We start from the raw sequence: 25800 nt of genomic DNA, 5'->3' as shown, positions 1-25800 counted from the left end.
GAGGAATTGTCATGTCCGAGACGCTGCTTTGCCCACGCAACCTGGCATTCGAACTCTATGAAGTGCTCGATGCCGAGGCCCTGACCCAACGCGAGCGTTTCGCCGAGCACAGCCGCGAAACCTTCAACGCCGCGGTGGACACCGCCCGCAGCATTGCCGAAAACCTCTTCGCGCCACACAACCGCAAGGCCGACGAGAACGAGCCGATCTACCAGAACGGCGAAGCGGTACTGATTCCCGAGGTCAAGCCTGCGGTCGACGCCTTCATCGAGGCGGGCTTCCACAACGCCTCGCGCAGCTTCGAGGACGGCGGCATGCAGCTGCCCAATCTGCTGTCGCGTGCCTGCTTCGCGCATTTCCAGGCCGCCAACATCGGCACCTCCTCCTACCCGATGCTGACCATGGGCGCCTCGCATCTGATCGAAGTGTTCGGCAGCGACGAGCAGAAGCAGCGCTTCCTCCAGCCGATGCTCGAAGGCCGCTTCTTCGGCACCATGGCACTGACCGAGCCGCACGCCGGCTCCTCCCTGTCCGACCTGCGCACCCGCGCCGAGCCGGCCGGCGACGGCACCTACCGCCTGAAGGGCAATAAGATTTTCATCTCCGGCGGCGATCATCCGCTGTCGGAAAACATCGTGCACATGGTGCTGGCCAAGCTGCCGGACGCCCCGCCCGGCGTGAAAGGCATCAGCCTGTTCATCGTGCCCAAGTTCCTGGTCAACGATGACGGTTCACTGGGCGAGCGCAACGATGTGATCCTGGCCGGCCTGTTCCACAAGATGGGCTGGCGCGGCACGACCTCCACCGCATTGAACTTCGGCGACAACGGCAACTGCGTCGGCTATCTGGTTGGCGAGCCGCACAAGGGCTTGTCGTACATGTTCCAGATGATGAACGACGCGCGCATCGGCGTCGGCATGGGCGCGATCATGCTCGGTTACGCCGGCTATCTGTACTCGCTCAACTACGCCCGGGAACGTCCACAAGGCCGCCTGCCCGATGGCAAGGACCCAGCATCGGCGCAGGTGCCGATCATTCAGCACACCGACATCAAGCGCATGTTGCTGACCCAGAAGGCCTACGTCGAAGGCGCCTTCGATCTCGGTCTCTACGCCGCGCGTCTGGTCGACGAGGAGCAGACTGCGCAGACCGACGAAGAGCGCAAGAACGCTCACGAGCTGCTGGATCTGCTCACTCCCATCGTCAAGTCCTGGCCGTCGGAGTTCTGCCTCAAGGCCAACGAGATGGCGATCCAGATTCTTGGCGGCCACGGCTACACCCGCGAGTACCCCGTCGAGCAGTACTACCGCGACAACCGCCTGAACCCGATCCACGAGGGCACCCACGGCATCCAGTCGCTCGATCTGTTGGGGCGCAAGCTGATGCAGAACGGCGGGGCCGGCCTGCGCCAGCTGCTCGGGCTGATCCAGGGCACCTGCAAGCGCGCCGGCGAGTTCGGCTCGCTGGATGCGCTGCGCCAGCCGTTGGAGCAGCTGCTGGCACGCCTGACCGAGGTCACCCAAGCCCTGCTCGGCGACCTGATGGCCGGCAAGATCAACCAGGCGCTGGCCAACTCGGCGCTGTACCTCAAGGTATTCGGCCATGCCGTGATCGGCTGGCGCTGGCTGGAGCAGGCGATCCGCGCCGAAAAGGGGCTGGCCAAGGGCAACGAGGCGGATGGCGCGTTCTATCGCGGCAAACTCCAGGCCGCGCGCTACTTTCTGACTTGGGAAGTGCCGAGCTGCCACCATGAACTGGATTTGCTGGCCGCCCGTGACGACACCTGCCTCGGCATGCGGGAAGAATGGTTTTAGCGGTTAAGGCTGAGCGAGGGGATGGGCCGGATTGCGTGGGTCCATCGCCTGCCGGCTGATGGGTTTCACCCATCCTGCAGGCACTGTCAGGCCTGGCATCCTACAGCTGTAGGATGGGTGCAATTCATCGAATCACGACAACGGACTGCCCCGGTCCCCCAATAACTCCGTAGCTCGCCGACCCGAATCAAGCGCTGCCGACCTCATCTCGATGGCCACTATCCCCCGGCGTTTTTTGACAGCACGTCAAATCAGCAGGTTAGAATCGCTGGCATGCGCCCTGCATGTTCGCCAGCGGCACTGACCCCCGGAGAGCGCACGCTTGGAAATCGGCCACATCAACCAACTGTTCTTCGTCGGTGCCCTGTTGGTTGCGGCGAGCATCCTGATGAGCTCGCTGTCGACGCGCCTCGGCGTGCCGATCCTGGTGATTTTCCTCGCCGTCGGCATGCTGGCCGGCGTCGACGGCATTGGCGGCATCGTCTTCGATGACTACTCGCTGGCGTTTCTGATCAGTAACCTGGCCTTGGCGATCATCCTGCTCGACGGCGGCATGCGGACCCGCGCCGCGACCTTCCGCGTTGCGCTCTGGCCGGCATTTTCCCTGGCCACTGCCGGCGTGGTGATCACCTCGGGCCTGACCGGCCTGGCAGCCGCCTGGCTGTTCGATCTGCCGCTGATGCAGGGCCTGCTGATCGGAGCCATCGTCGGCTCGACGGACGCCGCCGTGGTGTTCAACCTGCTCAACGGCCGCGGATTGAACGAGCGGGTCGGCTCGACGCTGGAAATCGAGTCGGGCAGCAACGACCCCATGGCGATGTTTCTGACCGTCGCGCTGATCGACATGCTCGCCTCCGGCCAGACCGGCTTCGGCTGGGGCTTTTTCGCCAACCTGCTGCAACAGTTCGGCATCGGCACCCTGCTCGGCCTTGCCGGGGGCTGGTTGTTGCTGCAGCTGATCAATCGCCTGGCGGTCGCTGATGGCCTCTATCCGCTGCTGGCCGTGGCGGGCGGCATCATGATCTATGCGCTGTCCGGCGCGATCGGCGGCAGCGGTATCCTCGCCGTCTACGTCTGCGGCCTGCTGTTGGGTAACCGGCCGATCCGCAACCGTCACGGGATCCTGCACATGTTCGACGGCCTGGCCTGGCTCAGCCAGATCGGCATGTTCCTGGTGCTCGGCCTGTTGCTCACCCCCAGCAACCTGCTGCCCATCGCGCTGCCGGCGCTGGCGCTGTCGTTGTGGATGATCCTTTTTGCCCGGCCGCTGGCTGTATTCATCGGCCTGCTGCCGTTTCGCAGCTTCCACCTGCGCGAACGCCTGTTCATCTCGTGGATCGGCCTGCGCGGCGCGGTGCCGGTCATCCTCGCGGTCTTTCCGCTGATGGCGGGGCTGGAAAATGCCCAGCTGTTCTTCAACGTGGCGTTCTTCATCGTGCTGGTGTCGCTGCTGTTGCAGGGCACCACACTGACCTGGGCGGCGAAGAAGGCCAAGGTCGAAGTACCGCCCTCACCCTTGCCCATCTCGCGTGCCGGGCTGCAGATCCATACCACCAGCCAGTGGGAAATGTTCATCTACCGCCTGACGGCCAAGAAGTGGTGCATCGGCGCGGCCCTGCGCGAGTTGAAAATGCCCACCGGCACGCGCATCGCTGCGCTGTTTCGCGGCAAGGCGTTGTTGCACCCCTCCGGCAGTACGCGCTTGCAGGTCGATGACATCCTTTGCGTCATCGGCCACGAAGAAGACCTCCCGGCACTCGGCAAGCTGTTCAGCGAGGCACCGCAGCGCGGGCGCGACATGCGTTTCTTCGGCGATTTCATCCTGGAGGCCGAAGCCGAGTTGAGCGCACTGGCCGCGCTGTATGGCCTGAAACTGGGCGACGTCGACGGCAACCAGCAGATCGGGCAGTTCATGGCCGAGCGTGTCGGCGGCAAGCCGGTGACCGGCGACCAAGTCGAGTGGAACGGCCTGATCTGGACCATCGCCGCGATGGAGCATGGCGAAGTCCGCAAGGTCGGCCTGAAATTCCCCGAAGGCAACAAGCCCGGCCCCAGCCTGCACTTCTAAGGCTGGCCGTCAGCCCGCATCGATCGCCGCAGCGCGTTCCGATCTGTGGGCTCGCCTCGCCCATCGACAGCCCTTAGACTCTGCTCTCATTTTTTTCTTTCGATAGTGTCCATGGTCTTCCTGCGCTCCCTGATGCTGGCGTCTCTGCTGGCTGTCGCTCCGTCTTTCATCGGCATTCAAGCCGCGCCTTCCATGCCTGGCCTGAGCGGTGCCCCTGCGGCTGAGGCCGAGGCGCCGAAAGACTCGCAACCCAGTCTCGACGATCGAGCACAGCGCCTGGCGGAGCAGGCCGAAACGGCGCAACGGCGCCTGACCGAGCTCAAGGCCGAACTGGCCGGCGCGCCGAAGGAAATCACCCAGTCCCAGAGCGAGTTGAGCAAACTCAAGGGCAGCGACCTCAATGATCTGGGGACGAAGCTGGCCAAGCTGTCGGTGACTGAGCTGGAACAGCGCCTGGCCGAGCGCGTCGACGAACTGTCTCGCTGGCAGACCGCGCTGACCGCCGCCAACAGCATGATCATCAGCGCGCAGACCCGGCCCGAACGCGCGCAGGCCGATATCAGCAAGTTCCAAACGCGGATCGACGAGATCAACACCCTGCTCAAGAGCGGACGCGAGGACGGAAAACCGCTGAATGACGAGCGTCGAGCGCTGCTCAGCGCCGAGAAGGCTGCCCTGAACGCGCAGATCGAGCTGCGCCGCGCCGAACTGGCGGGCAACAGCCAGCTGCAGGACCTCGGCGTGGCGCGCCGTGACTTGCTCTCCGAGCGGATCGCGCGCGCCGAACAAGAGACCATGGCGCTGCAGACGGCGATCAACAACAAGCGCCGGGAAGAGTCCGAGCAGACCGTCGCCAAGTACTCGCTGAAAGCGGAAAAAGCCGGTTCGGACAAACTGCTACCCGCCGAGAGCGCGGAGAACCGGCGGCTGTCAGGCTATCTGCTGCGCGCCACCGAACGCCTTAACGACCTGACCCAACAGAACCTGCAGACCCGCCAGCAACTCGATACGCTGAACCAGGCCGACCAGGCGCTGGAGGAGCAGATCGCCGTGCTCGAGGGCAGCCTGCTGCTGTCGAAGGTCCTCTATCAGCAGCAGCAGGCCCTGCCGAAGCTGCAGCTGGACAAGAATCTGGCCGACGAGATCGCCGACATCCGCCTCTACCAGTTCGAACTGAACCAGCGCCGCGAAGCAGCCGGCAACGCGGAAGACTATGTCGAGCAGCAGTTGGCGAGCCAGCCACCGAGCGAGGTCACGCCGGAATTGCGCAGCGCCCTGCTGGAGCTGGTGCGCACCCGCGGAGAACTGCTCGACCGGCTCAACCACGAACTCAACGCCTTGCTCAGCGAATCGATCACGCTGCAGTTGAACCAACGCCAGCTGCAAAGCAAGGCGCAGGCCATGCGCGAGACGCTCGATGAGCAGATGTTCTGGATTCCGAGCAACAAACCGCTCGACCTCGACTGGCTCAAGAGCGTTCCGACATTGCTCGATCGTCAGCTCAGGGCGATGCCCTGGGCTTCAGTGTTCGAGGCACTGGGCGCAGGGCTGCTGGAACGTCCGCTGTTCTTCGTGCCCCTGCTGCTGATGATCGGCCTGCTGCTCTGGCGCCGGCAGGCGATCAACGCCAAGCTCGAGGCCCTGAGTGGCGATATCGGCCATTTTCGAAACGACAGCCAGCTGCATACACCGCTGGCCCTGTTGCTGAACCTGCTGCTGGCGTTGCCGGGCGCACTGTTTCTGGCCCTCTGCGGTTACCTGCTGCAGATGGATGGCCGCGGCCAGAACACCAGTCTTGGTGCCGCTTTCTACCAGATGGCCCAGGCCTGGATGGTGTTCTACAGCGCCTACCGCATGCTGGCGCCGAATCGGGTCGCCGAAACGCACTTCGGCTGGTACCGCCCGCAGGTGGCCTTCCTGCGCAACGAAATCCGCCGGCTCGGGCTGGTGGTCATGGCGCTGGTGGCGGTAGTGGCGATCGCTGAGCATCAGCCAGGCAGCCTGGTCGATGATGTGATCGGCATCGTCGTGGTGCTGGTCTGCTTCGCGCTGATGAGCTGGCGTCTGACCCGCCTGCTGCGCAAAGGTCCGTCAAGCCAGAACGCGCCACCGTTTCGCCGGTTCATCGGCCTGCTGTTCAGCGTGCTGCCGCTGGCGCTGATCGTGGTGGTCGGCTTCGGCTACTACTACACCGCGCTGAAGCTGACCGGCAGGCTGATCGATACGCTTTACCTGCTGCTGGCGTGGATCGTCATCGAAGCCACCTTGATCCGCGGGCTGACCGTTGCCGCGCGCCGGCTCGCCTATCAACGGGCGCTGGCCAAGCGTGAAGCCCAAGTCGACGAAGGCACCGATACCAGCGAGACCACCGGCGCCACGACACTGGACATCGAGCAGGTCAACCAGCAGTCGCTGCGGCTGACCCGCCTGACCATGTTCGGCCTGTTCTTCGTGGTGCTCTACTGGGTCTGGGCCGACCTGATCAGCGTCGTCTCCTACCTGGATAACGTGGTGCTCTACGAGTTCGTCAGCGGCACTGGCGATACGGCAGCGACCAATGCGATCACGCTGAATAATTTGCTGGGCGCGCTGCTGATCGTCGCCATCACCTTTGCCGTGGCGCGCAACCTGCCCGGCCTGCTGGAAGTGCTGGTGCTGTCGAAGATGCAACTGGCCCAGGGCAGCGCCTACGCCACCACCACGCTGCTGTCCTATCTGCTGGCCGGTATCGGCATCGTCTCCACCCTGTCGACGCTCGGCGTCAGCTGGGACAAGCTGCAGTGGCTGGTGGCCGCGCTTTCCGTGGGCCTCGGCTTCGGCATGCAGGAAATCTTCGCCAACTTCATTTCCGGCCTGATCATCCTGTTCGAACGCCCGGTGCGCATCGGCGACGTGGTAACCATCGGCAACCTGTCCGGCACGGTCAGCCGTATCCGCATCCGCGCCACCACCATTACTGACTTCGACCGCAAGGACATCATCGTCCCGAACAAGACCTTCATCACCGGCCAACTGGTGAACTGGTCACTGAGCGACACCGTCACCCGCGTCACGATCAAGGTTGGTGTGGCCTATGGTTCGGATCTCGATCTGGTGAAGAAGCTGCTGTACAAGGCCGCGCAGGACAACCCGCGAGTGCTCAAGGATCCGGAGCCGCAGGTGTTCTTCCTCAATTTCGGCGAAAGCACCCTCGACCATGAGCTGCGCATCCATGTGCGTGACCTCGGTGACCGCAACCCGGCGAACGACGAGATCAACCGCTTCATCGATCGCGAATTCGCCAAGGCCGGCATCAACATCGCCTTCCGTCAGGTGGATGTGTTCCTGAAGAACTTCGACGGCAAGCAGTTGCAGATCGGGACCCTGCCCCGGCAGAACGATCCGCAGGACAAGCCCGCCGCGCCACCCACCGGCAGTCAGGGCTGATGAACGTCACCGCCGACCTGGCCTCCAACACTCAAATGCGCCCGTAACCGGACGCCGTACCGCCCCATGCCGGAGCCGCTGTGAAAACGCTGACCGAGCTGCATTTCGACAACCGCTTCGCCCGGCTGGGTGACGTGTTTTCCACCGAGATCATGCCCCAGCCGCTGGAACATCCGCGCCTGGTCGTGGCCAGCGAGGCCGCGATGGCGTTGCTCGACCTCGACCCGGCGCAGGCGGACGAGCCGCTGTTCACCGAGCTGTTCTCCGGCCACAAGCTTTGGAGCACGGCGGAGCCGCGGGCGATGGTGTATTCCGGTCACCAGTTCGGCAGTTACAACCCGCAACTGGGCGATGGCCGCGGGCTGTTGCTGGGCCAGGTGCTCAACGACGCCGGCGAGCGCTGGGACCTGCATCTGAAGGGCGCCGGCCTGACGCCCTATTCGCGCATGGGCGATGGTCGCGCCGTGCTGCGTTCGTCGATCCGCGAGTTTCTCGCCAGCGAACACCTGCATGCGCTGGGCATTCCTACGTCACGTGCACTCTGCGTGACCGGGTCGGACTCCACGGTCTATCGCGAACGCCCGGAGCGTGGCGCGATGTTGATGCGCCTGGCGCCCAGTCACGTACGCTTCGGTCATTTCGAATATTTCTACTACACCAAGCGGCACGACGAACTGAAGAAGCTGCTCGATCATGTGGTCGAGAACCACTTTTCAGAATGCCTGGAGCATCCCGAGCCCTTCCAGGCCTTCTTCCGTGAAGTACTGGAACGCACGGCCGAGATGGTCGCCAAATGGCAGGCCTACGGCTTCTGCCACGGCGTGATGAACACCGACAACATGTCCATTCTGGGCATCACCTTCGACTTCGGCCCCTACGCGTTTCTCGACGATTTCGATGCGCGCTTCATCTGCAACCACTCCGACCACGCCGGCCGCTATTCCTACGAGAACCAGGTGCCCATCGCGCACTGGAACCTCGCCGCACTGGCGCAGGCCCTGACACCCTTCATCGCGATCGACCAGTTGCGCGCCACCATGGACCTGTTCCTGCCGATCTACGAAGCGGCGTGGCTCGATCTGATGCGTAAACGCCTGGGACTTCAGACCGCCGATGAGGGCGACAAAGCGCTGATCCAACGCCTGCTGCAACTGATGCAGAGCAGCGCCATCGACTACACGCGCTTCTTCCGCGAGCTCGGCGACAGCCCGGCGGAACAGGCGCTGGCGCGGTTGCGCGAGGATTTCATCGATCTCAACGCCTTCGATGACTGGGCGGCGGGTTACCGCCAACGCAGCGAACAGGAAGGCGGTGACCAGGCGTCGCGTCGCACCCGCATGCAGGCGGCCAACCCCAAGTACATCCTGCGCAACTACCTGGCCCAGCAAGCCATCGAGGCGGCCGAAGCCGGCGACTACGGTCCGGTGCGCGAGCTGCATCAGGTCCTCAGCCGTCCCTTCGACGAGCAGCCGGGAATGGAGCGCTACGCCGAACGGCCGCCGGAATGGGGCAAGCATCTGGAAATCAGCTGCTCATCCTGAGCCTCGGGCTGCGCAACATGCTGCGCAGGGCGCGGCTCAACCTCTCGCCGGTATCGCCGCGACGCGCCTGTTTAGCGGGGCTTCCGCCGAGGTGCGCCAGATCTTGCGCAGGTGCCGGCAGGATATTGCCCAGCTGAATGTGAGCGGCAGCCCAGAGCGGTCGCACGCGCCGCCAGCCCAACAATTAACTCATTGAAATATTTAGCTTTTCTCTGCACTGGCACGCCCTTTGTACCGTTCAGATGCCAATCCGGCATTCAACAAGGCAAGGAGAGCGTTCATGCCAACACCCGCGTATCTGTCCCTCGAAGGCACCAAGCAAGGCCTGATCACCGCAGGCACTTTCACCGAGGACTCGGTCGGCAATATCTTCCAGGAAGGACACGAAGACCAGATCCTGGTGCAGGCCTTCCAGCACCAGGTCATCATCCCGCGCGACCCGCAGTCGGGTCAGCCCACCGGCCAGCGCGTGCACAAGCCGCTGATGATCACCAAGGTGTTCGACAAGTCGTCGCCGCTGATCTTCAACGCCCTGACTTCCGGCGAGCGGCTGAACAAGTGCCGCCTGGAGTGGTACCGTACCTCGTCCACCGGTACCCAGGAGCACTACTTCACCATCGAACTGGAAGATGCGGTCATCGTCGACGTGCAGTCGCGCATGCCCAACTGCCAGGACCCGAACATGTCCCACTTCACCCACCTGGAAGACGTCTACTTCACCTACCGCAAGATCGTCTGGACCCACGAAGTCTCCGGCACCTCCGGCTCCGACGACTGGCGTGCACCGATCGCCAGCTAAGACCAAGGCGACGCGCGGCACCCAAGGCTTCGGTCCGGCACGCCCGGCCGGAGCCTTTTTTGCGAAGCAGTAGTACAAATCCGAACCGCGGCACCGCAATGCGCGACCCAGCGCACCGCACCACGGCCAGTGCGTGGTACATCAGAGCCCCGCGCGCCCTGGCGCACCCAAGGACGGAACCAGGAGGAACACGGATGTTCGCCCCCGCCAACCAACCTCATTTTTCCCTGCAGATCGAAGGCTTAGCGCACGACCTGCAGGTGCTCGCCTTCACCGGTCGCGACGCCATCAGCGAGCCCTACCGCTTCGAGCTGGAGCTGGTCAGCGAGCGCCCCGACCTGGACCTCGAGGATCTGCTGCAGCGCTCGGCCTACCTCTCACTCGACACCGAGGGCGCTGGCGTCCACGGACACATCCACCAGGCTGCACAAGGCGAATCCGGCAAGCGCCTGACGCGCTATCACGTAGTCCTCATGCCGCGCCTCGCCAACCTGGCTCGCCGCACCAACCAGCGCATCTTCCAGCACCGCTCGGTGCCTCAGATCATCACTCAAGTGCTGGAGGCGCACGGCATTCTCGCCGGCGACGGTCATCGCTTCGACCTGGGGCCGGTGGTCTATCCCGAACGCGAATACTGTGTGCAGTACGACGAAAGCGACCTGCACTTCGTCCAGCGCCTGTGCGAAGAAGAAGGCATTCACTATCACTTCCAGCACAGCCCCAGCGGGCATGTGCTGGTTTTCGGCGACGACCAAACGGTCTTCCCGACGCTCAAGCCAGTCGCCTACCAACAGGACAGCGGGCTGGTCGCCGACGAAACCGTCATCAAGCATTTCGGCGTCCGCTTCGAAACCCGCACAGGCCGCATCACCCGCCGCGACTACGATTTCGAAAAACCGCGCCTGACGCTCGAATCGATGGCACAAGGCAACAGTCAGCCGGACCTCGAGGACTACGACTACCCGGGCCGCTTCACCGACCGCGAGCGCGGCAAGCAGCTGTCCCGACGCGCCCTGGAACGTCATCGCCACAACTTCGAACAGGCCGAGGGCGACGGCGACCACCCCCGGCTCGCCAGCGGCCACTTCCTCCCGCTCCAGGCGCACCCCCGCAGCGAGTGGAACCAGCTCTGGCTGCTCACCGAGGTGCGGCACGAAGGCAAGCAACCGCAGGTGCTGGAAGAGTCGATCAGCAGTGACATGACCCTACGCAGGTCGGCAGCCTCGTCCCATCGGGGAGAAGGGGAAACAGATGACTCGTTCCATCAGGGCTACCGCAACCGCTTCACCGCAACGCCGTGGGCCGTCCCCTATCGCCCCTCCCTGCGCCATCACAAGCGCCGCATTCTGGGTAGTCAGACCGCGGTAGTTACCGGCCCTGCTGGCGAGGAGATCCACTGCGACAAGTACGGCCGGGTCAAGATCCAGTTCTTCTGGGACAGGGATGGCCAGGCCGACGACAAGACCAGTTGCTGGTTGCGCGTCAGCTCCAGCTGGGCCGGCGACCGCTACGGCGGCATCGCCATCCCGCGTGTCGGCATGGAGGTGCTGGTCACCTTCCTCGAAGGCGACCCCGACCAGCCGCTGGTCACCGGTTGCCTGCACCACGCCGAACACGTCGTGCCCTACGACCTGCCGGCGAACAAGACCCGCTCCGTCTTCAAGACGCTCAGCTCACCCGGTGGTGGCGGGTATAACGAACTGCGCATCGAAGACCGCAAGGGCGCCGAACAGATCTACCTCCACGCCCAGCGCGACTGGGACGAGAACATCGAGCACGACCAGAAGATCCGCGTCGGCCACGAGCGCCACGACACCGTCGAGGCCAACAGCTACAGCGAATACCGCGCCGAAGAACACCGCACCACCCACGCCGACCGCAAGACCGAAATCCGCGCCAACGACCACCTCACCGTGGGTAATAGCCAACACCTGAAGATCGGCACCGGCCAGTTCATCGAGGCCGGCAACGAAATCCACCTCTCCAGCGGCCTCAGGGTCGTCCTCGAAGCCGGCAGCGAACTGACCTTCAAGGCCGCAGGCAGCTTTATCAAGCTCGACGCCAGCGGCGTGACGCTGGTGGGACCGGTGATTCGGATCAACTACGGCGGGGCACCGGGCAATGGCTCAGCGGCGGCGCCCATCTCACCGGTATTGCCCAAACCAGCAGATACCGCTCCGGTGGGCGAGAAAACCAGCACCGCCAATCCGAACCGGTTACCAGCCCCAATAGAAAAAGTGGTCCCGGGACCGCAACAATTGATCGTGGATGTCTGGGGCGACCCGGAGCAAGGCGGGCAAGTTGAGTTGCTCGACCCGGAGGAAGACGCATGAGCGAGTTGAAGGATCAACCCATCGAGCAGGGTGTTCGCAAGCGTGCCGAGTACGAAAATGCGCAGCGCAAGAGGCTCGTGCTGAATGTCGACCGGGAGGATGGTGGCAAGCTGTCTCTGCCCATCGCTGTAGACATGCGCAGCCATGAGGAAGAAGTAAACGTTCAACAGAACACATTCTTGGCCATCATGCCGCTGGCCAAGCTGCCAGGACATGACGCCTACAACGAGGCCCCCCGGGGAGCGCTGCCACGTCCAGGGCGAATCTACGTATTCCAGAATGGCAAGCTTTGGCGTGAGGTCTGGTGCGACGGCAAAGGCAACATGAAGGATGTCGATCTCGCACATTGGCGCAAACAGGCCGAGAGCGGGACGGCTGCCGATGATCGACCGTCCGTCGGCAAGCAGCAGCAAGTGCTCCTGATCCCCATCCTGGTGCAGGGGCAATCTGTCGCCAACAACTACCTGATGGCCTACAGCGAGAAGCCCTGGACGTGGGAATATATCCGCTGGCTTGAGGCAGATCGGAATCGAGTCAAAAGCCGCGCCCAGATCGTCGCGTTCGCCTGGTCGGCGGCGGTCGTTGGGATGGATCAATGGCGGCCGACGCAGGCCATGCCGGCGGTGGTGATCAGCGCGCAGACGGAAGGCTTTCGAGCGCGCGACTTCAGTATCGAGAGCCTGCTGAGCGATCCGTCCCTGTTCACCCCCAGCCTGAGCAGCATCCCCTCGAATGAAATGAGCAGCCGCATGCAGCTGCGCCTGGAAGAACTGGCTTTTGCCACCCGTAGTGCGCCACCGCAGCCCCTGCCCACATTGGCGGCCAGTGCGGATGTGCTTGCGGAACGCAATATGCGAGCCTATCCGAAGCTGGTAGGGCTGATGCTCGACGACCCCTTGTTCGCGCTCAGGCATGCCTGTGCGCAAGCGCGTCTGGCGGAGTCCTACCTTCTTACCCTCAATGCGCTGGTGCCGCATCGCCCCAATGGTCGCTACGCCCATGCGCTGTACAGCTCGGTCATGCAGAGCCCGAGCAGCCCTCTGGGCAAGTTCAAGAAGCACCTGCACCTTGAGCAACTTCACGACGCTGTGTTCGACGGCGAACGCAAGCTGGTAAGGACCGCTCTGTCATCCCAACTGCAACGCATGATCAGTCTTCTATCGAATGTTTCGCTGGCGGCAGCGCTGTGGGACTGGCAATACACCCACGACGAACGCCTGCTGGAACCCTACCAGTTGCTCAGCGAGATATTCGGCACCTTGGGCAAATTACCCGAGCACATCGATGCCTTGTCTCCGGCCGACGCCAATAACTCGTTGCGAATCCGAATCGCCCAGTTGAGCGAACGCCTTCTAACAGGCCATCACCCACTCACCAAGCCTCTCCTGGCGCAGGCGGACGGCACCTTACCCGAGGCCGTAGAGCGGCTTGTCGCCCTGGCCGCAAAAAAACGCGAACCCGAGCCACAGCACATGGGCATGAACAGCCTGCTGCACATGGCTGACATTGACCCGCAAGACACCGACAAGGTGCTGGTGTACAAGAATCTGCACGCCCTAATCGGCGACTTTATGGACACTTTCTCCATAGCCGTGCTGACCCAGGTGCAGCGCTTGAACGACGCTAACGTGAACGTAGCCATCGAGTTCCAGCGCCTGTTCGCACCGACTCACGGCGTCCTCGAGAAACTTTGTCCCAGCTGGCGTGGCATTCAACTGGTCAGCGAAGCACAGGCCCAGGCTTCGAATCTACGGATTTTGGGCGTTCAAGGAGAGGGGCTGCGCTATGGCCTGACCGCCACGGAGCGGGCGGCCATCACCCGTAAGAACTACCTGTATATGAACGTCGTCAATACGGAGGGTCAGGTCATCGGCTCCACCAGCCCGCGTCAGGTGGGACGGGGGCTGCCCAATCGTGGGGCAGGAGTCATCATCGCCGCCCCTGCCAACCATCCTGAGGTGATCAAGTACAGCGCTTGGAAACATGCGGTGGCCAGCAAACTCGACACTGTCGCGCAGTCGCCTTCTCCTCCTATGGTTGCGGTGGCTTGCGCCCTGTACAACCTGAGTGCGCAGGTTGAGGGGATGATGAGTTTGGAAAGGGAAGCGGGGGATGGTCTAGACCGCTATCGCGCCGGATATATATCTGCAGCGGCTGACCTTGTGGTTGCCTCGGGCAACCTATCGAAATTTATTCTTGGCGGTGAGCATCAGCTCGTAAGCCTACTCAATCAACCTCGTTTCGGTGTTTCCAAGTTTTCCACCCGCTGGGCCAAAAATCTGGTCGAGCAAACGAACAATCCGCGCCTGCCCATACTGCGCGCCTTATCTGGCACAGCCATGCTTTTCACGACGGCGATCACCGTCTGGGACGCCAAGCGTGCCTGGCATCAGGGCGACCGCGATGCCGCCCTGGCCTATGGCGTGGCGGCGGCGGGCGGGGCGGCCTGGACGGCTTACGCTTTTGGTATGTGCATCAACCCGGTGGTGCTGGTTGCCGGGGCCACGCTGTTTATCGGCGGCAGTATCCTCGCCGGCTGGCTGGTCGACAGCGACGTCGAGGCGCTGATGAAGAACGGGCCTTTTGGCAAGGATCATGGGCAGGTCGACGCGCTCGACAAATTGCTTGGAGACGACCAGCGCTTCGCTCATCTGAGCGACCCGCATGTTGCCTACCAGCAGCTGCTCGGCATCCTCGGCCGGCCCGTGATCCAAGTTAGTCGTCTAGGCGACTGGCTGGATCTGGCGCCTGCGAGCGTGCGTGCGGGTATCAGCAGCCTCAATCGGCAGCGCGCCCCGCTGAACGCGGCCCTGGAATGCCGTCGCACCTCGGCCCAGCCCTTCGAGCGCGACGACTGGGCGGTGCGTATCCACTCTCCCCTGTTGGGCCTATTCGACGCCCAGGACTTTCAGTTCTTTGCCCGGGAAGCATTGGGGGTGCTTCCCCTCAATGGCGCCTTCAATGCGGAGCGCACCGAGCATCGCCCGATCGACGAGGCCAAGCTGACCGCAAACCCTCTGGACGAGGCCTCGGTGCTCTATATATTGCCGAAGCAGTTTCCCGTGATGACGCTTACCCCATTGCAACGTCATGGGCAGAAGGTCACCCAGCGTCTCAAGGTTTTCTGTCAGTTCCGCCTCGCCAAGGAGGCCGACCGCTCCGACGAGCTGGTGCTGCCACAGCCCAACCCGAAAACCTGGCAACCTTATCAAGCAGCCTTCGCCAAGCCCCCGGCGCTAAACGCTAGGACCGATGACGTTCCCTACTGGCTAATCGAAACCCTGGAATTCAAGGTATGACTGAAACCTACGGCCCTGCCGCCTATCGCGGCCAAGCCTTGCCCCCACTGCCTCCACCGATTCGCGACAAGCAAGGTTTGTTCGATACCGCCTTGAAATGGGGGCATTACGCCAACTTGGATTCGATATCCGAGATCGAAAGCCAGCTTATGGGTGAGACTCATCTGGCCTATGAGCGGCAAACCAAGGAAAAACGCAAACAGCAGATTTATTGCGATGCGGAACGCTGGAATTTTGAAAATAGCGGCAAGCTATTGCATTTTTTATTCATATTAAAGCTTTGCTGCTTAATGTCATTTTTTTTCCCATGGACACTAAAACTGGCAGATGTTTTTAATAGTAACTTCTTGGTCACAACACTAGGTCTCTTCATTATGATCGCCTGTCTCGTGATTTACGGTTCATCGAGGCCCTGGCTGGCTTATATATTTGGCGGAGTGTTCGGAATAATTACCGCCGGAACCATTGCTTGGGACCAAGGCGCGCTCTGGGGTTATTGGGACGAACAAACTGCATTCTGGTTCGGCGCGATTCTGCTCTTTATGGCGGTAATCGGCGCCGACCTGCTAATCGGCCTCTATTCCCTGATCTATACCCACGACGGCAGCGGCTTCAACCGGCGCGACGGCATGTTACGTATCGGTCGGCGCTTCCGCTCGCCCTTCGTCGCCCCGTTCTACGAATTCGACCCGGTCATGCAGCTGCAGATCACCCCTCATGGCGGCCATGACTACGTACTCTGGCTGCACCACCGCTACACCGACACCAAGGTTTGCCTAGGCATGAAAATGCACAGCTTGGGCCTCGACAAACCCAACCTTTACGCCTTTTGGGATACCTTGCAGCGATATATGGATGTCGAGCAGCCGCTGCCCGATCTGCCCGTATTGGAGCAGAGTCGTTACTTAGACCCGGTTACCGCCGCCCATGACGCCACCATTGGCCGACCCGAACGCTACTGGCGCGACCTTACCCTCGAAGGTTGGAAGCGCAGCTCTGCGTCGAGGAAGCTGAGGGAGAAACTGGCCAGCCACCCTTGGCAACAACAACCCTGCGCGCTGCGCGCCAAGATCGCCCCAGGCCTGAGCGTCGAAGACTACTACCGTAGCCAGGAGGCGAAATGCATCCATGCCACTCCAAAGGGCAATGATTTCAGCAATGTCCATCAACATCGTGTCGGTACCGAGCCTAGCTAGTCGATGGAGCACTCTCGGTAGCAGCGCTGCTCAGTATGAGGCGGCCGTATCCGGGAGGAATGCCGCTCGCGTCCTACCGTAACGCCGTATAAACACGACGCCGCGCTTATGTAGTAGCCAAGCGTCGCGGCCTCGCTCAGTTCGGCGACGCTTACTTTCGTGGGCGATCGGTGAGTCCGCATTACCCTACTCCGGCACCTCCACACACACATGAATCGCATCGTGCCGCCAATACTCCACGTCGCAATCAATCAGTCGATCATGCTGGTCGCGGTTGAGGCGGGTGATGCGCAGGGCTGGGCTGCCGGGGGCGGTGCGCAGGGTTGTGGCGGCTTCGGGGTGCAGGGCGGTGGGGACCATGTCGAAGCGGACGCGGCCGTATTGGATGCCGTATTCGCTGGCATAGAGCTCGGTGAGCGAGCGGGTCAGGTCGAAGTCGAGGATGCCCGGGAAATAGCTGGGGTTCAGGTAGTGTTCGACATAGAGCACCAGACGACCGTCGATGCGCCGCGCTCGGCGGATCTGGACGACGCCGGACAACGCCGGCAATCTCAGGCGCGCGCAGATGTCTGCGGCGGCGGGCACCAACCGCGCCGATAAGACTTCGGTCGCCGGAATTCGGCCTTGCTCGTTAACCATGGCGTGGAAATGGCTACGCACCAGCGGGTTGTAGGCGATCCGAGGCGGCGAGACGAACCAGCCGCGGCGATCCTCACGGTAGATCAGCCCCTGCGACTCGAGTTGGCCCAGGGCTTCTCGCAGGGTGATGCGCGTGGTGGCGAAGAGCTCACTGAGCTTGCGCTCGGACGGCAGTTGCCCGCCGGGCAGCAGCAAGCCATGGGCGATCTGCTCCTGCAGTGATCGACAGATCGCCGTAACCGCCCGAGGTGCCTCGTCGCGCATCAATATCTCCTCCGCTGGGCTAGTCCAGTACTGGGAAAGAGCCTTTGCTCTCGTTATCTCGACCGTAAATACCTTTCAGGCTAGGCAAGCCAAATGACCGTCGCATGACATTGGCACAGAAAAACGCAGCCCGCCGCGGTTACTTCGAACCATTCAAGCGTATCGGCGAATTTCATCAGCCCACGCCAGGCAAGGTTTTCAGCTTGAGCTAGGCTTGCTACGGCACTCCTGTCGCGGTGTCGCTCCACCGGGCGGCGGCGGAGGCAACGACATCAAATTGTCATTTGCATCCCCTAGATTGGCTCGAAATCTTGCTGATCTAGACCAACGACTTGCGAAAGGAGCTTCTGATGAAACGACTGCTGCTGGCATCACTGCTGGGATCGGCGATCGCCCTGGCGACATCGGCGAACGCCGCACAAACGGACCTGAAAGGCCTCGAAGAGGCAGCGCGTGCAGAAGGTGAGGTCAACAGCGTCGGCATGCCGGACAGCTGGGCCAACTGGAAGGACACCTGGCAGGACCTGCAAAACAAATACGGGCTCAAGCACATGGATACCGACATGAGCTCGGCCCAGGAGATCGCCAAGTTCGCCGCGGAAAAGGATAACGCCACGGCCGATATCGGCGACGTCGGTGCCGCGTTCGGGCCCATCGCTGTTCAGCAGGGCGTCACGCAAGCCTACAAGCCAAGCACTTGGGACCAAGTCCCCGACTGGGCCAAGGACAAGGACGGCCACTGGCTGCTGGCCTACACCGGCTCGATTGCATTCATCGTTAACAAGCAGCTGGTCAAGGAAGCACCGACGTCCTGGGCCGAGCTCAAGAACGGCAAGTACAAGGTCGCCATCGGTGACGTCAGCGCCGCCGCCCAGGCCGTGAACGGTGTGCTGGCAGCCGCCATCGCCAATGGCGGTGACGAGACGAACATCCAGCCGGGCCTGGATTATTTCGCCGAGATCGCCAAGCAGGGCCGCCTGTCCCTGTCGAACCCGACGATCCAGACGCTGGAGCGCGGCGAAGTGGAAGTCGGTGTGGTTTGGGACTTTAACGGCCTGTCCTACCGCGACCAGATCGACCCGAGCCGCTTCGAAGTGCTGATTCCCTCCGATGGCTCGGTGATTTCCGGCTACACGACCATCATCAACAAGTGGGCCAAGCACCCCAACGCCGCCAAGCTGGCGCGTGAGTACATCCTGTCCGATGCCGGGCAGATCAACCTTGCCAAGGGCAACGCAAGGCCGATTCGCGCCGAGCACCTGACCCTGCCGGCCGAGGTGCAGGCGAAACTGCTGCCCAACGAGCAGTACGCCAAGGTCCGGCCCATCAAGAACGCAGAGGCTTGGGAAGCCACCTCCAAGGCCCTGCCACAGCAGTGGCAGGAAAACGTGATCATCGAGATGGAATGACCGGAGGCGGGAAGCCACCGGCACCAAGGAACAGTCAGCTCGCGAATGCGCTCGAAAAACGGCATTTGCGAGCAATGACCCGAAATCGCTCTCTCTACAGCAGGCAACCGGCAGGAAACGCAAGCATGGGCAAAGCCATCCTCGTCATCCTTGACGGCCTCAGCTACGAGGTGGCCGAGCATGCACTCGGGCACCTGCAAGCCTATTGCATGGCCGGGCGCGGCGCCTTGTACCGGCTACAGTGCGAACTGCCGGCCCTGTCCCGGCCGTTGTACGAGTGCATCCTGACCGGCGTGCCACCTATCGAGAGCGGCATCGTGCATAACGATGTGGTGCGGCTGTCCAACGAGCGCAGCGTTTTCCACTACGTTCGCAAGGCGGGGCTGAGCACGGCGGCTGCGGCCTATCACTGGGTCAGCGAGCTCTATAACCGCGCGCCGTTTCACGCTGCGCGCGACCGTCACAGCGAGACCCCCGAGCTGCCGATCCAGCACGGACATTTCTACTACGAAGACCATTACCCCGACTCACACCTGTTTGCCGACGCGGAAAGTCTGCGGCTGCGGCATCGCCCCGACTTCCTGCTGGTGCACCCGATGAATGTCGACGACGCCGGCCACAAGCACGGCCTGGATTCGTCTCAATACCGCAACGCGGCGCGCCGTGCCGACGTTCTGTTAGCGGAGTACCTGCAGGGTTGGCTGGATGACGGCTATCAGGTGCTGGTCACGGCCGACCACGGCATGAACAACGATCGCTCCCACAATGGCCTGCTGCCGGAGGAGCGCGAAGTGCCGCTGTTCGTTCTCGGCTCGGCATTCAGCCTCGACACCGCTGCGCGCCCGAAACAGACCGAGCTGTGCGGCACGCTGTGCGAGCTGCTTGGTGTAGCGCATGACAAGCCCGCGTGCCGGGAGCTGCTGAAATGACCGCGCCGCTCGAGAACAACCTCAAGACCGCGGCCATACGCGACCATGCCGCTCCGGCCGCGTTGGGTCGCAGACCCGCTCGTGGCAAACAGCTGGCGCTGCTCTGCCTGCTGCCCTTCGCGCTGTTCTTCTTCGCCTTCCAGATCGCCCCGCTGCTGTGGGTGACGGTCAACAGCCTGAACACGCCCGAGGGCTGGGGACTGGCCAATTTCCAGAAAATCTTCGGCTCGAAGTTCTACCTGCAAGCCATCAAGCACAGCCTGCAGATCGCCTTCTGGTCGAGCCTGTTCGGCATCGTCATCGCGATTCTGGGGAGTTACTCGTTGCGTCAGGTCGACTCCAAACTGCGCGACTTCGTCATGGCTTTTTCCAACATGACCAGCAACTTCGCGGGCGTACCGTTGGCCTTTGCGTTCGTCATCCTGCTCGGCTTCAACGGGGCGCTGACCATCTTGCTCAAGCAGGCCGGGATCATCGAGGACTTCAACCTCTACTCCAAGACCGGCCTGATCGTGCTCTACACCTATTTCCAGATTCCGCTGGGCGTGTTGCTGCTCTATCCCGCGTTCGACGCGCTGCGCGAAGACTGGCGCGAGTCGGCGTCCTTGCTGGGCGCGGGAACCTGGAGCTACTGGCGCTACATCGGCCTGCCGGTGCTGACGCCTGCATTGCTTGGCACCTTCGTCATCCTGCTGGCCAACGCGCTCGGCGCCTATGCCACCGTCTATTACCTCACCACGGGCAACTTCAACGTCTTGCCGATCCGCATCGCGGCGATGATTTCCGGGGATATCTCGCTGGATCCGCACATGGCCAGTGCGCTGGCGATGGTGCTGGTCGGGCTGATGGCGGTGATTACCGTGGCGCATCAGCTGCTGCTGAAGAGGAGCTACCATGCGAGCCGTTGAAGCCCGGCGCGGCCAGCGCTACCACCGCATCGTAGTGTGGCTGCTGTTCCTGATCCTGCTGCTGCCATTGGCAGCGACCTTTCTTTACTCGATCGCCAGCAGCTGGTCAGCCACGATTCTTCCGGATGGATTGACCCTCGACTGGTACCTCCAGCTGTGGAGCGACGAGCGCTTCCTGCGCGCCTTCGGTCAGTCCCTGCTGGTCTGCTTTGGTGCCCTGGCGCTGGCAGTGGTGCTGATCCTGCCGCTGCTGTTCGTGGTGCATTACCACTTTCCGAAACTCGACGGCCTGATGAACATCCTGATCCTGCTGCCCTTCGCGGTGCCGCCGGTGGTGTCCTCGGTCGGGCTGCTGCAGCTGCACGGCTCCGGGCCGCTGGCGATGGTCGGTACGCCGTGGATACTGATCGGCGCCTACTTCACCATTGCCCTGCCCTTCATGTACCGCGCGATCAGCAACAACCTGCAGGCAATCAACCTGCGCGACTTGATGGACGCCGCCCACCTGCTCGGCGCCAGTACCTGGAAGGCAGCGTTCCTGGTAGTGCTGCCGAACCTGCGCAAGGGCCTGATGGTGTCGCTGTTCCTGTCGTTCTCCTTTCTGTTCGGCGAGTTCGTCTTTGCCAATCTTTTGGTGGGCACGCGCTACGAGACCCTGCAGGTTTACCTGAACAACATGAAAAACAGCAGCGGTCACTTCAATAGCGCGCTGGTGATCTCCTACTTCTTCTTCGTACTGGTGTTTACCTGGGCAGCGACCCGGTTGAATCGAGAGCGTACAGCCTAAGCGCGTGGGTCGTTTGGTAAGACTGTGCGGCCGAGCCTGACGTGCGTGTCTCGCCAGGCCGAGCTTCTTCAAACCGATCCATGCCACCGCAGCGGCACTTCGAGACAGGAACCCTCATGAGCTACCTTTCCATTCGCGGCCTGCACAAATCCTTTGGTGAGACCCAGGTCTTCAGCGACATCCACTGCGAGATCGCCAAGGGTGAACTGATCACCTTGCTCGGCCCGTCCGGTTGCGGCAAATCCACCCTGCTGCGCTGCATCGCCGGGCTGACCGAGGTAGACGGCGGGCTGATTATGCTCGATGGCGAGGATCTGGTGCCGCTGGCGCCGCAAAAGCGCCAGATCGGCATGGTATTCCAGAGCTACGCGCTGTTCCCCAACATGACCGTGGAGCAGAACGTCGCCTTCGGCCTGCGCATGCAGAAAATCGCCCGGGACGACAGCGCGCGACGGGTCGCCGAGGTGCTGGAGATGGTCGAGCTCAACGATTACGCGCGGCGCTACCCCAGCCAACTCTCAGGCGGCCAATGTCAGCGTGTCGCTCTGGCGCGCTCGTTGGTCACGCGCCCTCGCCTGCTGTTGCTCGATGAGCCGCTATCGGCGTTGGACGCCCGCATCCGCAAGCACCTTCGCGAACAGATCCGCACGATCCAGCAGGAGCTGGGACTGACGACCATTTTCGTCACCCATGACCAGGAAGAGGCGCTGACGCTTTCCGACCGCATCCTGCTGATGAATGCCGGCCGCATCGTCCAGAGCGCCGATGCCGAAACCCTCTACACCGCACCGGTGGACGCCTTCGCCGCCGGTTTCATCGGCAACTACAACCTGCTCTCCGCCGAAGTCGCCACCCGCCTGCTGCAACGCCCGGTCAATGCACAGGTGGCGATTCGGCCTGAAGCCATCGCCTTGCTCAACACAACCGAAGGCAACACCGGCATTGCAGCCGTGATCAAGAGCCATAGCCTGCTCGGCAATGTGATCCGTTACCGCGTCGAAGCGCGCGAAGTCGAACTCCTGGTCGACGTGCTCAACCGCTCCTCGGCCGATCTTTATCCCCAGGGTCGTCAGGTAAGCCTTACCATCGACGCTTGCGCAATTCACGAGGTGGCTTGATGGCCCTGGCAATTTTCGACCTGGACGAAACCCTGATCGACGGCGACTGCGCCTGTCTCTGGGCCCATGAAATGGCCAAGATCGGCTGGGTGGATGGGGAATCCTTCCTGCGCAAGGATGCCGAGCTGATGGCCGAGTACGCCTTCGGCCGGCTGGCGATGGAGGACTACATGACGTTCAGCCTGGCGCCGCTGGTCGGCCGCACGGCCGAAGAGGTCGACCACATCGTTGGCCCCTTCGTCGAAGACGTGATCGAGCCGCTGATCTACAGCGACGCCATGCGCCATATCGCCGAACATCGCAAAGCCGGCGACCGCATTCTGGTGATTTCCGCGTCGGCGGAGTTTCTCGTCGGCGCGGTTGCCGAGCGGCTCGGAATCAACGAGGTTCTGGCCATACAGCTGGAAGAGCAGCACGGCTTCTACAGCGGCAACACCCGTGGCGTGCTGACCTACCGTGAGGGCAAGGTGACGCGGTTACGCGAGTGGGCCGAAGCGGCAGGCGAGTCGCTGGACGACGCGCACTTTTACTCCGACTCGATCAACGACCTGCCGCTGCTCGAACAGGTGGCGCATCCGCACGTGGTCAACCCCGATCCGCTGTTGCGCGAGCAGGCCGAGGCCCGCGGCTGGCCGGTGCTGGCCTGGCGCTGAATCAGGCTTCGGCGTTCAGCGGCAGCAGCACCCGGAACAGCGCGCCTTTACCCTCCTGGCTCTCGACCTGAATGCGGCCGTTGTGCGCCTTGACGATCTGCTCGGCGATGAACAGCCCGAGCCCCAGCCCGGCGCTGCACTCGCTACCCTCGGCGCGCTCGAACTGGCAGAAGATTCGATCCAGGCTCTTCTGGCTGATGCCGATGCCCTGGTCGCGCACCTCAATGCAGGCGCCTTCGGTCGTGGCGCGAACGCTGACCTGCACCGGCTTGCCGGCGCCGTAGCGCATGGCGTTGGTCAGCAGGTTCGCCAGCACCTGTTCGATGCGAAACTCGTCCCACACGCCGATGATCGGCTCCGGCCGCTGGAACAGCAGCGCGCAACCACTGGCTTCCATCTGTGGCGCGAAGTTCTCCACCACACTGGCCGCCAGTTTGCCGAGATCGGCGCGACTCGGGCGAATGGACAGTTTGCCGGTGCGGATCCTCGAGACGTCGAGCATGTCGTCGATCAGGCGGATCAGGCTCTGAATCTGCCGTTCATCCTTGTCGACCATCTGCCGCAACCTGTCCTCGCTGAACGCCGCGAGGTTGTTGCGCCCCAGCTGCAGCTTGCGCAGCTGTACCTCGAGTATCAGCGTATTGAGGGGCGTTTTCAGTTCATGCGAGACGATCGACATGAAGTCGTCGCGCATGCGCACCGCCGCTTCCAGCTCGGCCTTGGTACTGCGCAATTCATCGAGCAGCACTTCCTGCTCGCGCCGGCTGCGCTCGAGCGCCTCGAGCTGACGCGCCAGACGCTTGCGATTGCGGTACAGATCGACGAACACGCTGACCTTGCTGCGCACCGCATGGATGTCCAGCGGCTTTTGCATGAAGTCGACGGCGCCGCTCTCATAGCCCTTGAAAGCGTAGTTGAGCTCTCGGCCAGCGGCGCTGACGAAGACGATGGGGATATGCTTGGTGCGCTCGGTGCTGCGCATCAGCTCGGCCAGCTGAAAGCCATCCATGCCGGGCATCTGCACATCGAGAATGGCCAACGCGAACTCGTGGCGCAGCAGCAGTTCGAGCGCCTGCTCTGCCGATTCGGCACGATGTACGCGCAGCCCCGGCGCCTTGAGCAGGGCGTCCAGCGCCAGCAGGTTCTCCGGCAAATCATCGACGATCAGCAGGTTCGCTTCGTCCGTTTGGTCAGGCATGAGTCACTCCAGTTCGCGCAACAGTCGATGGATATCGCGCAAGGGCAAAATATAATCCGGCGCAAAGCGCTGGAGTGCAGCAAGCGGCATGGTCGGCGCTTCGGCCTCTTCCGGATCCTGGACGATGCTGATGCCACCGGCTCGTTTGACCGCCTCAAGACCGGCCGCACCGTCCTCGTTGGCGCCGGTCAGCAGAACCCCGGCGAGACGCGCGCCCCAGGCATCGGCTGCCGACTCGAACAGCACATCGATCGAGGGGCGCGAGAAATGAATCGCCTCGTCCTGGCTGAGCGACAGGCTCAGGTCCGCCTCCACCAGCAGGTGGTAGCCGGGCGCGGCGAAGTACAGCGTGCCGGCGCGCACCGTCTCCTTGTCATCGGCCTCCTTGACCCGCAGCGCCGTGCGGCGCTGAAAGATCTCGGCCAGCTGGGTCGGCTTGCCGGCGGGTACGTGCTGAACCACCAGCAGCGCCTGGCGCAAGGTGGCCGGCAGCCCGTCGACCAGCAGACTCAACGCCGCCAGACCGCCCGCCGAGGCGCCGATCACCACCGCGTCTATCGGACGGCGAGAATGGGCGGAAAAGCCGGTGACCGGGAATTTCATAGCTTGCGAAAGATCCTTTCCTGCTTGTCGAACGCCTCGTAGCGTCCAGCGTAGCCGGAGAGTTCCACAGTTTCCTTGCTGCCCAGCCCAAGAAAACCACGATGACAGAGGGAGTCGTGGAATAGCCCAAAGGCCCGATCCTGCAGGGGCTTGTTGAAATAGATCAGCACGTTGCGGCAGGAAATCAGCTGGGTTTCGGCGAACACGCTGTCGGTCGCGAGGCTATGGTCGGCAAAGGTGATCTTGTCCTTCAATGCCTTATCCATGATCGCCGAGTCATAGGCGGCCGTGTAGTAACTGCTCAGGCTCTGTTTGCCACCGGCACGCTGGTAGTTCTCGGTGTACTGGCGCATGTCGCCGATATCGAAGATACCTCGGCGCGCCTGCTCCAGCGAACGCGGATTGATGTCCGTCGCATAGAGCATGGTGCGGTCGAGCAAGCCCTCCTCCTTGAGCAGGATGGCCATCGAGTAGACCTCTTCGCCGGTACTGCAGCCGGCGATCCAGACCTTCAGCGAGGGGTAGGTACGCAGCACCGGGACCACCTGTTCGCGCAGGGCCAGAAAATAGCTCGGATCGCGAAACATCTCGCTCACCGGAATGGTGAGAAACTGCAACAGCTCCATGAACACCGGCGGCTCATAGAGCACCTTGTGTTGCAGCTCGGAGATGCTGTCGCAGCGCAGTTGCTTGAGCGCCAGCAATATCCGGCGCTTGAGCGAGGCGCCGGAATAGTCGCGAAAATCGTAGCTGTAGCGCAGATAGATCGCTTCGATCAGCAGCTTCAGTTCGATGGCCTGGTTGCGGTCCGGCATG

18 protein-coding genes are annotated in these 25800 nt (G+C 62.5%); 14 read left to right on the top strand and 4 right to left on the bottom strand.

Annotated elements, in window-relative coordinates; all coding sequences use genetic code 11:
- Nucleotides 1-11: 11 nt before the first annotated feature.
- From KVO92_RS13270 to KVO92_RS22845, 8 genes are all read left to right on the top strand, one after another.
- A complete protein-coding gene (locus tag KVO92_RS13270; protein WP_217476095.1) occupies nt 12-1814 on the top strand; it encodes an acyl-CoA dehydrogenase in 1803 nt (600 codons plus the stop codon).
- Nucleotides 1815-2136: 322 nt separating this feature from the next.
- A complete protein-coding gene (locus KVO92_RS13265; protein WP_217476094.1) occupies nt 2137-3882 on the top strand; it encodes a potassium/proton antiporter in 1746 nt (581 codons plus the stop codon).
- A 111-nt stretch (nt 3883-3993) separates the two neighbouring features.
- Nucleotides 3994-7308 (top strand): mechanosensitive channel MscK, encoded by a 3315-nt coding sequence (gene mscK / locus KVO92_RS13260; protein ID WP_217476093.1) that lies wholly within the window; start codon nt 3994-3996, stop codon nt 7306-7308.
- 80 nt (nt 7309-7388) lie between these two features.
- Nucleotides 7389-8849: a protein adenylyltransferase SelO gene (selO, locus tag KVO92_RS13255; RefSeq protein WP_217476092.1), complete on the top strand. Its 1461-nt coding sequence runs from the start codon at nt 7389-7391 to the stop codon at nt 8847-8849.
- Between the two features lie 280 nt (nt 8850-9129).
- On the top strand, nt 9130-9648 hold the full coding sequence (locus tag KVO92_RS13250) for an Hcp family type VI secretion system effector (protein WP_217476091.1): 519 nt from the start codon (nt 9130-9132) through the stop codon (nt 9646-9648).
- A 194-nt stretch (nt 9649-9842) separates the two neighbouring features.
- Entirely contained in the window at nt 9843-11981 is a 2139-nt protein-coding gene (gene tssI, locus KVO92_RS13245) for a type VI secretion system tip protein VgrG (RefSeq protein ID WP_217476090.1), read from the top strand.
- On the top strand, nt 11978-15280 hold the full coding sequence (locus KVO92_RS13240; protein ID WP_217476089.1) for a hypothetical protein: 3303 nt from the start codon (nt 11978-11980) through the stop codon (nt 15278-15280). The genes tssI and KVO92_RS13240 overlap by 4 nt, the downstream gene beginning before the upstream one ends.
- Before the next feature lie 542 nt (nt 15281-15822).
- Nucleotides 15823-16476 carry a hypothetical protein gene (locus tag KVO92_RS22845; RefSeq protein ID WP_217477250.1) on the top strand — a complete coding sequence of 218 codons (654 nt, stop codon included), beginning with the start codon at nt 15823-15825 and terminating at the stop codon, nt 16474-16476.
- A gap of 186 nt (nt 16477-16662) precedes the next feature.
- On the opposite strand, the gene KVO92_RS13230 is transcribed toward KVO92_RS22845, so the two are convergent.
- Nucleotides 16663-17379, bottom strand: coding sequence for a UTRA domain-containing protein (locus KVO92_RS13230; protein WP_217476088.1), 717 nt, complete (start codon nt 17377-17379; stop codon nt 16663-16665).
- A gap of 350 nt (nt 17380-17729) precedes the next feature.
- Between KVO92_RS13230 and KVO92_RS13225 the strand changes: the two genes are divergently transcribed.
- The 6 genes from KVO92_RS13225 to KVO92_RS13200 all read left to right on the top strand — a co-directional run bounded on the left by KVO92_RS13225 (nt 17730) and on the right by KVO92_RS13200 (nt 23183).
- The gene (locus KVO92_RS13225) at nt 17730-18788 is read left to right on the top strand and encodes an ABC transporter substrate-binding protein (RefSeq protein ID WP_217476087.1); all 1059 of its coding nucleotides are present in this window, start codon (nt 17730-17732) and stop codon (nt 18786-18788) included.
- A gap of 125 nt (nt 18789-18913) precedes the next feature.
- Entirely contained in the window at nt 18914-19717 is an 804-nt protein-coding gene (locus KVO92_RS13220) for an alkaline phosphatase family protein (RefSeq protein WP_217476086.1), read from the top strand.
- Nucleotides 19714-20625, top strand: a complete 912-nt coding sequence (locus KVO92_RS13215) for an ABC transporter permease (RefSeq protein WP_254621430.1) — start codon at nt 19714-19716, stop codon at nt 20623-20625. Before KVO92_RS13220 ends, KVO92_RS13215 begins: the two co-directional genes overlap by 4 nt.
- Complete coding sequence (locus KVO92_RS13210) at nt 20612-21412, top strand: ABC transporter permease (protein WP_217476085.1); 801 nt, start codon at nt 20612-20614, stop codon at nt 21410-21412. The genes KVO92_RS13215 and KVO92_RS13210 overlap by 14 nt, the downstream gene beginning before the upstream one ends.
- A 116-nt stretch (nt 21413-21528) precedes the next feature.
- A complete protein-coding gene (locus KVO92_RS13205) occupies nt 21529-22530 on the top strand; it encodes an ABC transporter ATP-binding protein (protein WP_217476084.1) in 1002 nt (333 codons plus the stop codon).
- Nucleotides 22530-23183, top strand: coding sequence for an HAD family hydrolase (locus KVO92_RS13200; protein WP_217476083.1), 654 nt, complete (start codon nt 22530-22532; stop codon nt 23181-23183). The genes KVO92_RS13205 and KVO92_RS13200 overlap by 1 nt, the downstream gene beginning before the upstream one ends.
- A gap of 1 nt (nt 23184) precedes the next feature.
- Here KVO92_RS13200 and KVO92_RS13195 read toward each other — a convergent pair whose 3' ends face one another.
- The 3 genes from KVO92_RS13195 to KVO92_RS13185 are packed head-to-tail and all read right to left on the bottom strand — an operon-like array spanning nt 23185 to nt 25799.
- Nucleotides 23185-24381: a hybrid sensor histidine kinase/response regulator gene (locus KVO92_RS13195; protein ID WP_217476082.1), complete on the bottom strand. Its 1197-nt coding sequence runs from the start codon at nt 24379-24381 to the stop codon at nt 23185-23187.
- Nucleotides 24382-24384: 3 nt separating this feature from the next.
- Entirely contained in the window at nt 24385-24984 is a 600-nt protein-coding gene (locus tag KVO92_RS13190; RefSeq protein ID WP_217476081.1) for a chemotaxis protein CheB, read from the bottom strand.
- A complete protein-coding gene (locus KVO92_RS13185) occupies nt 24981-25799 on the bottom strand; it encodes a CheR family methyltransferase (protein WP_217476080.1) in 819 nt (272 codons plus the stop codon). Before KVO92_RS13185 ends, KVO92_RS13190 begins: the two co-directional genes overlap by 4 nt.
- Nucleotide 25800: the final 1 nt, after the last annotated feature.

Origin of the sequence: Stutzerimonas stutzeri (assembly GCF_019090095.1) — a bacterium.
In the GTDB taxonomy this organism is placed as follows: Bacteria; Pseudomonadota; Gammaproteobacteria; order Pseudomonadales; family Pseudomonadaceae; genus Stutzerimonas; species Stutzerimonas stutzeri_AN.
Note: the sequence above shows the minus strand (reverse complement) of the source record. Positions and strands in the feature narration are given on the sequence as shown.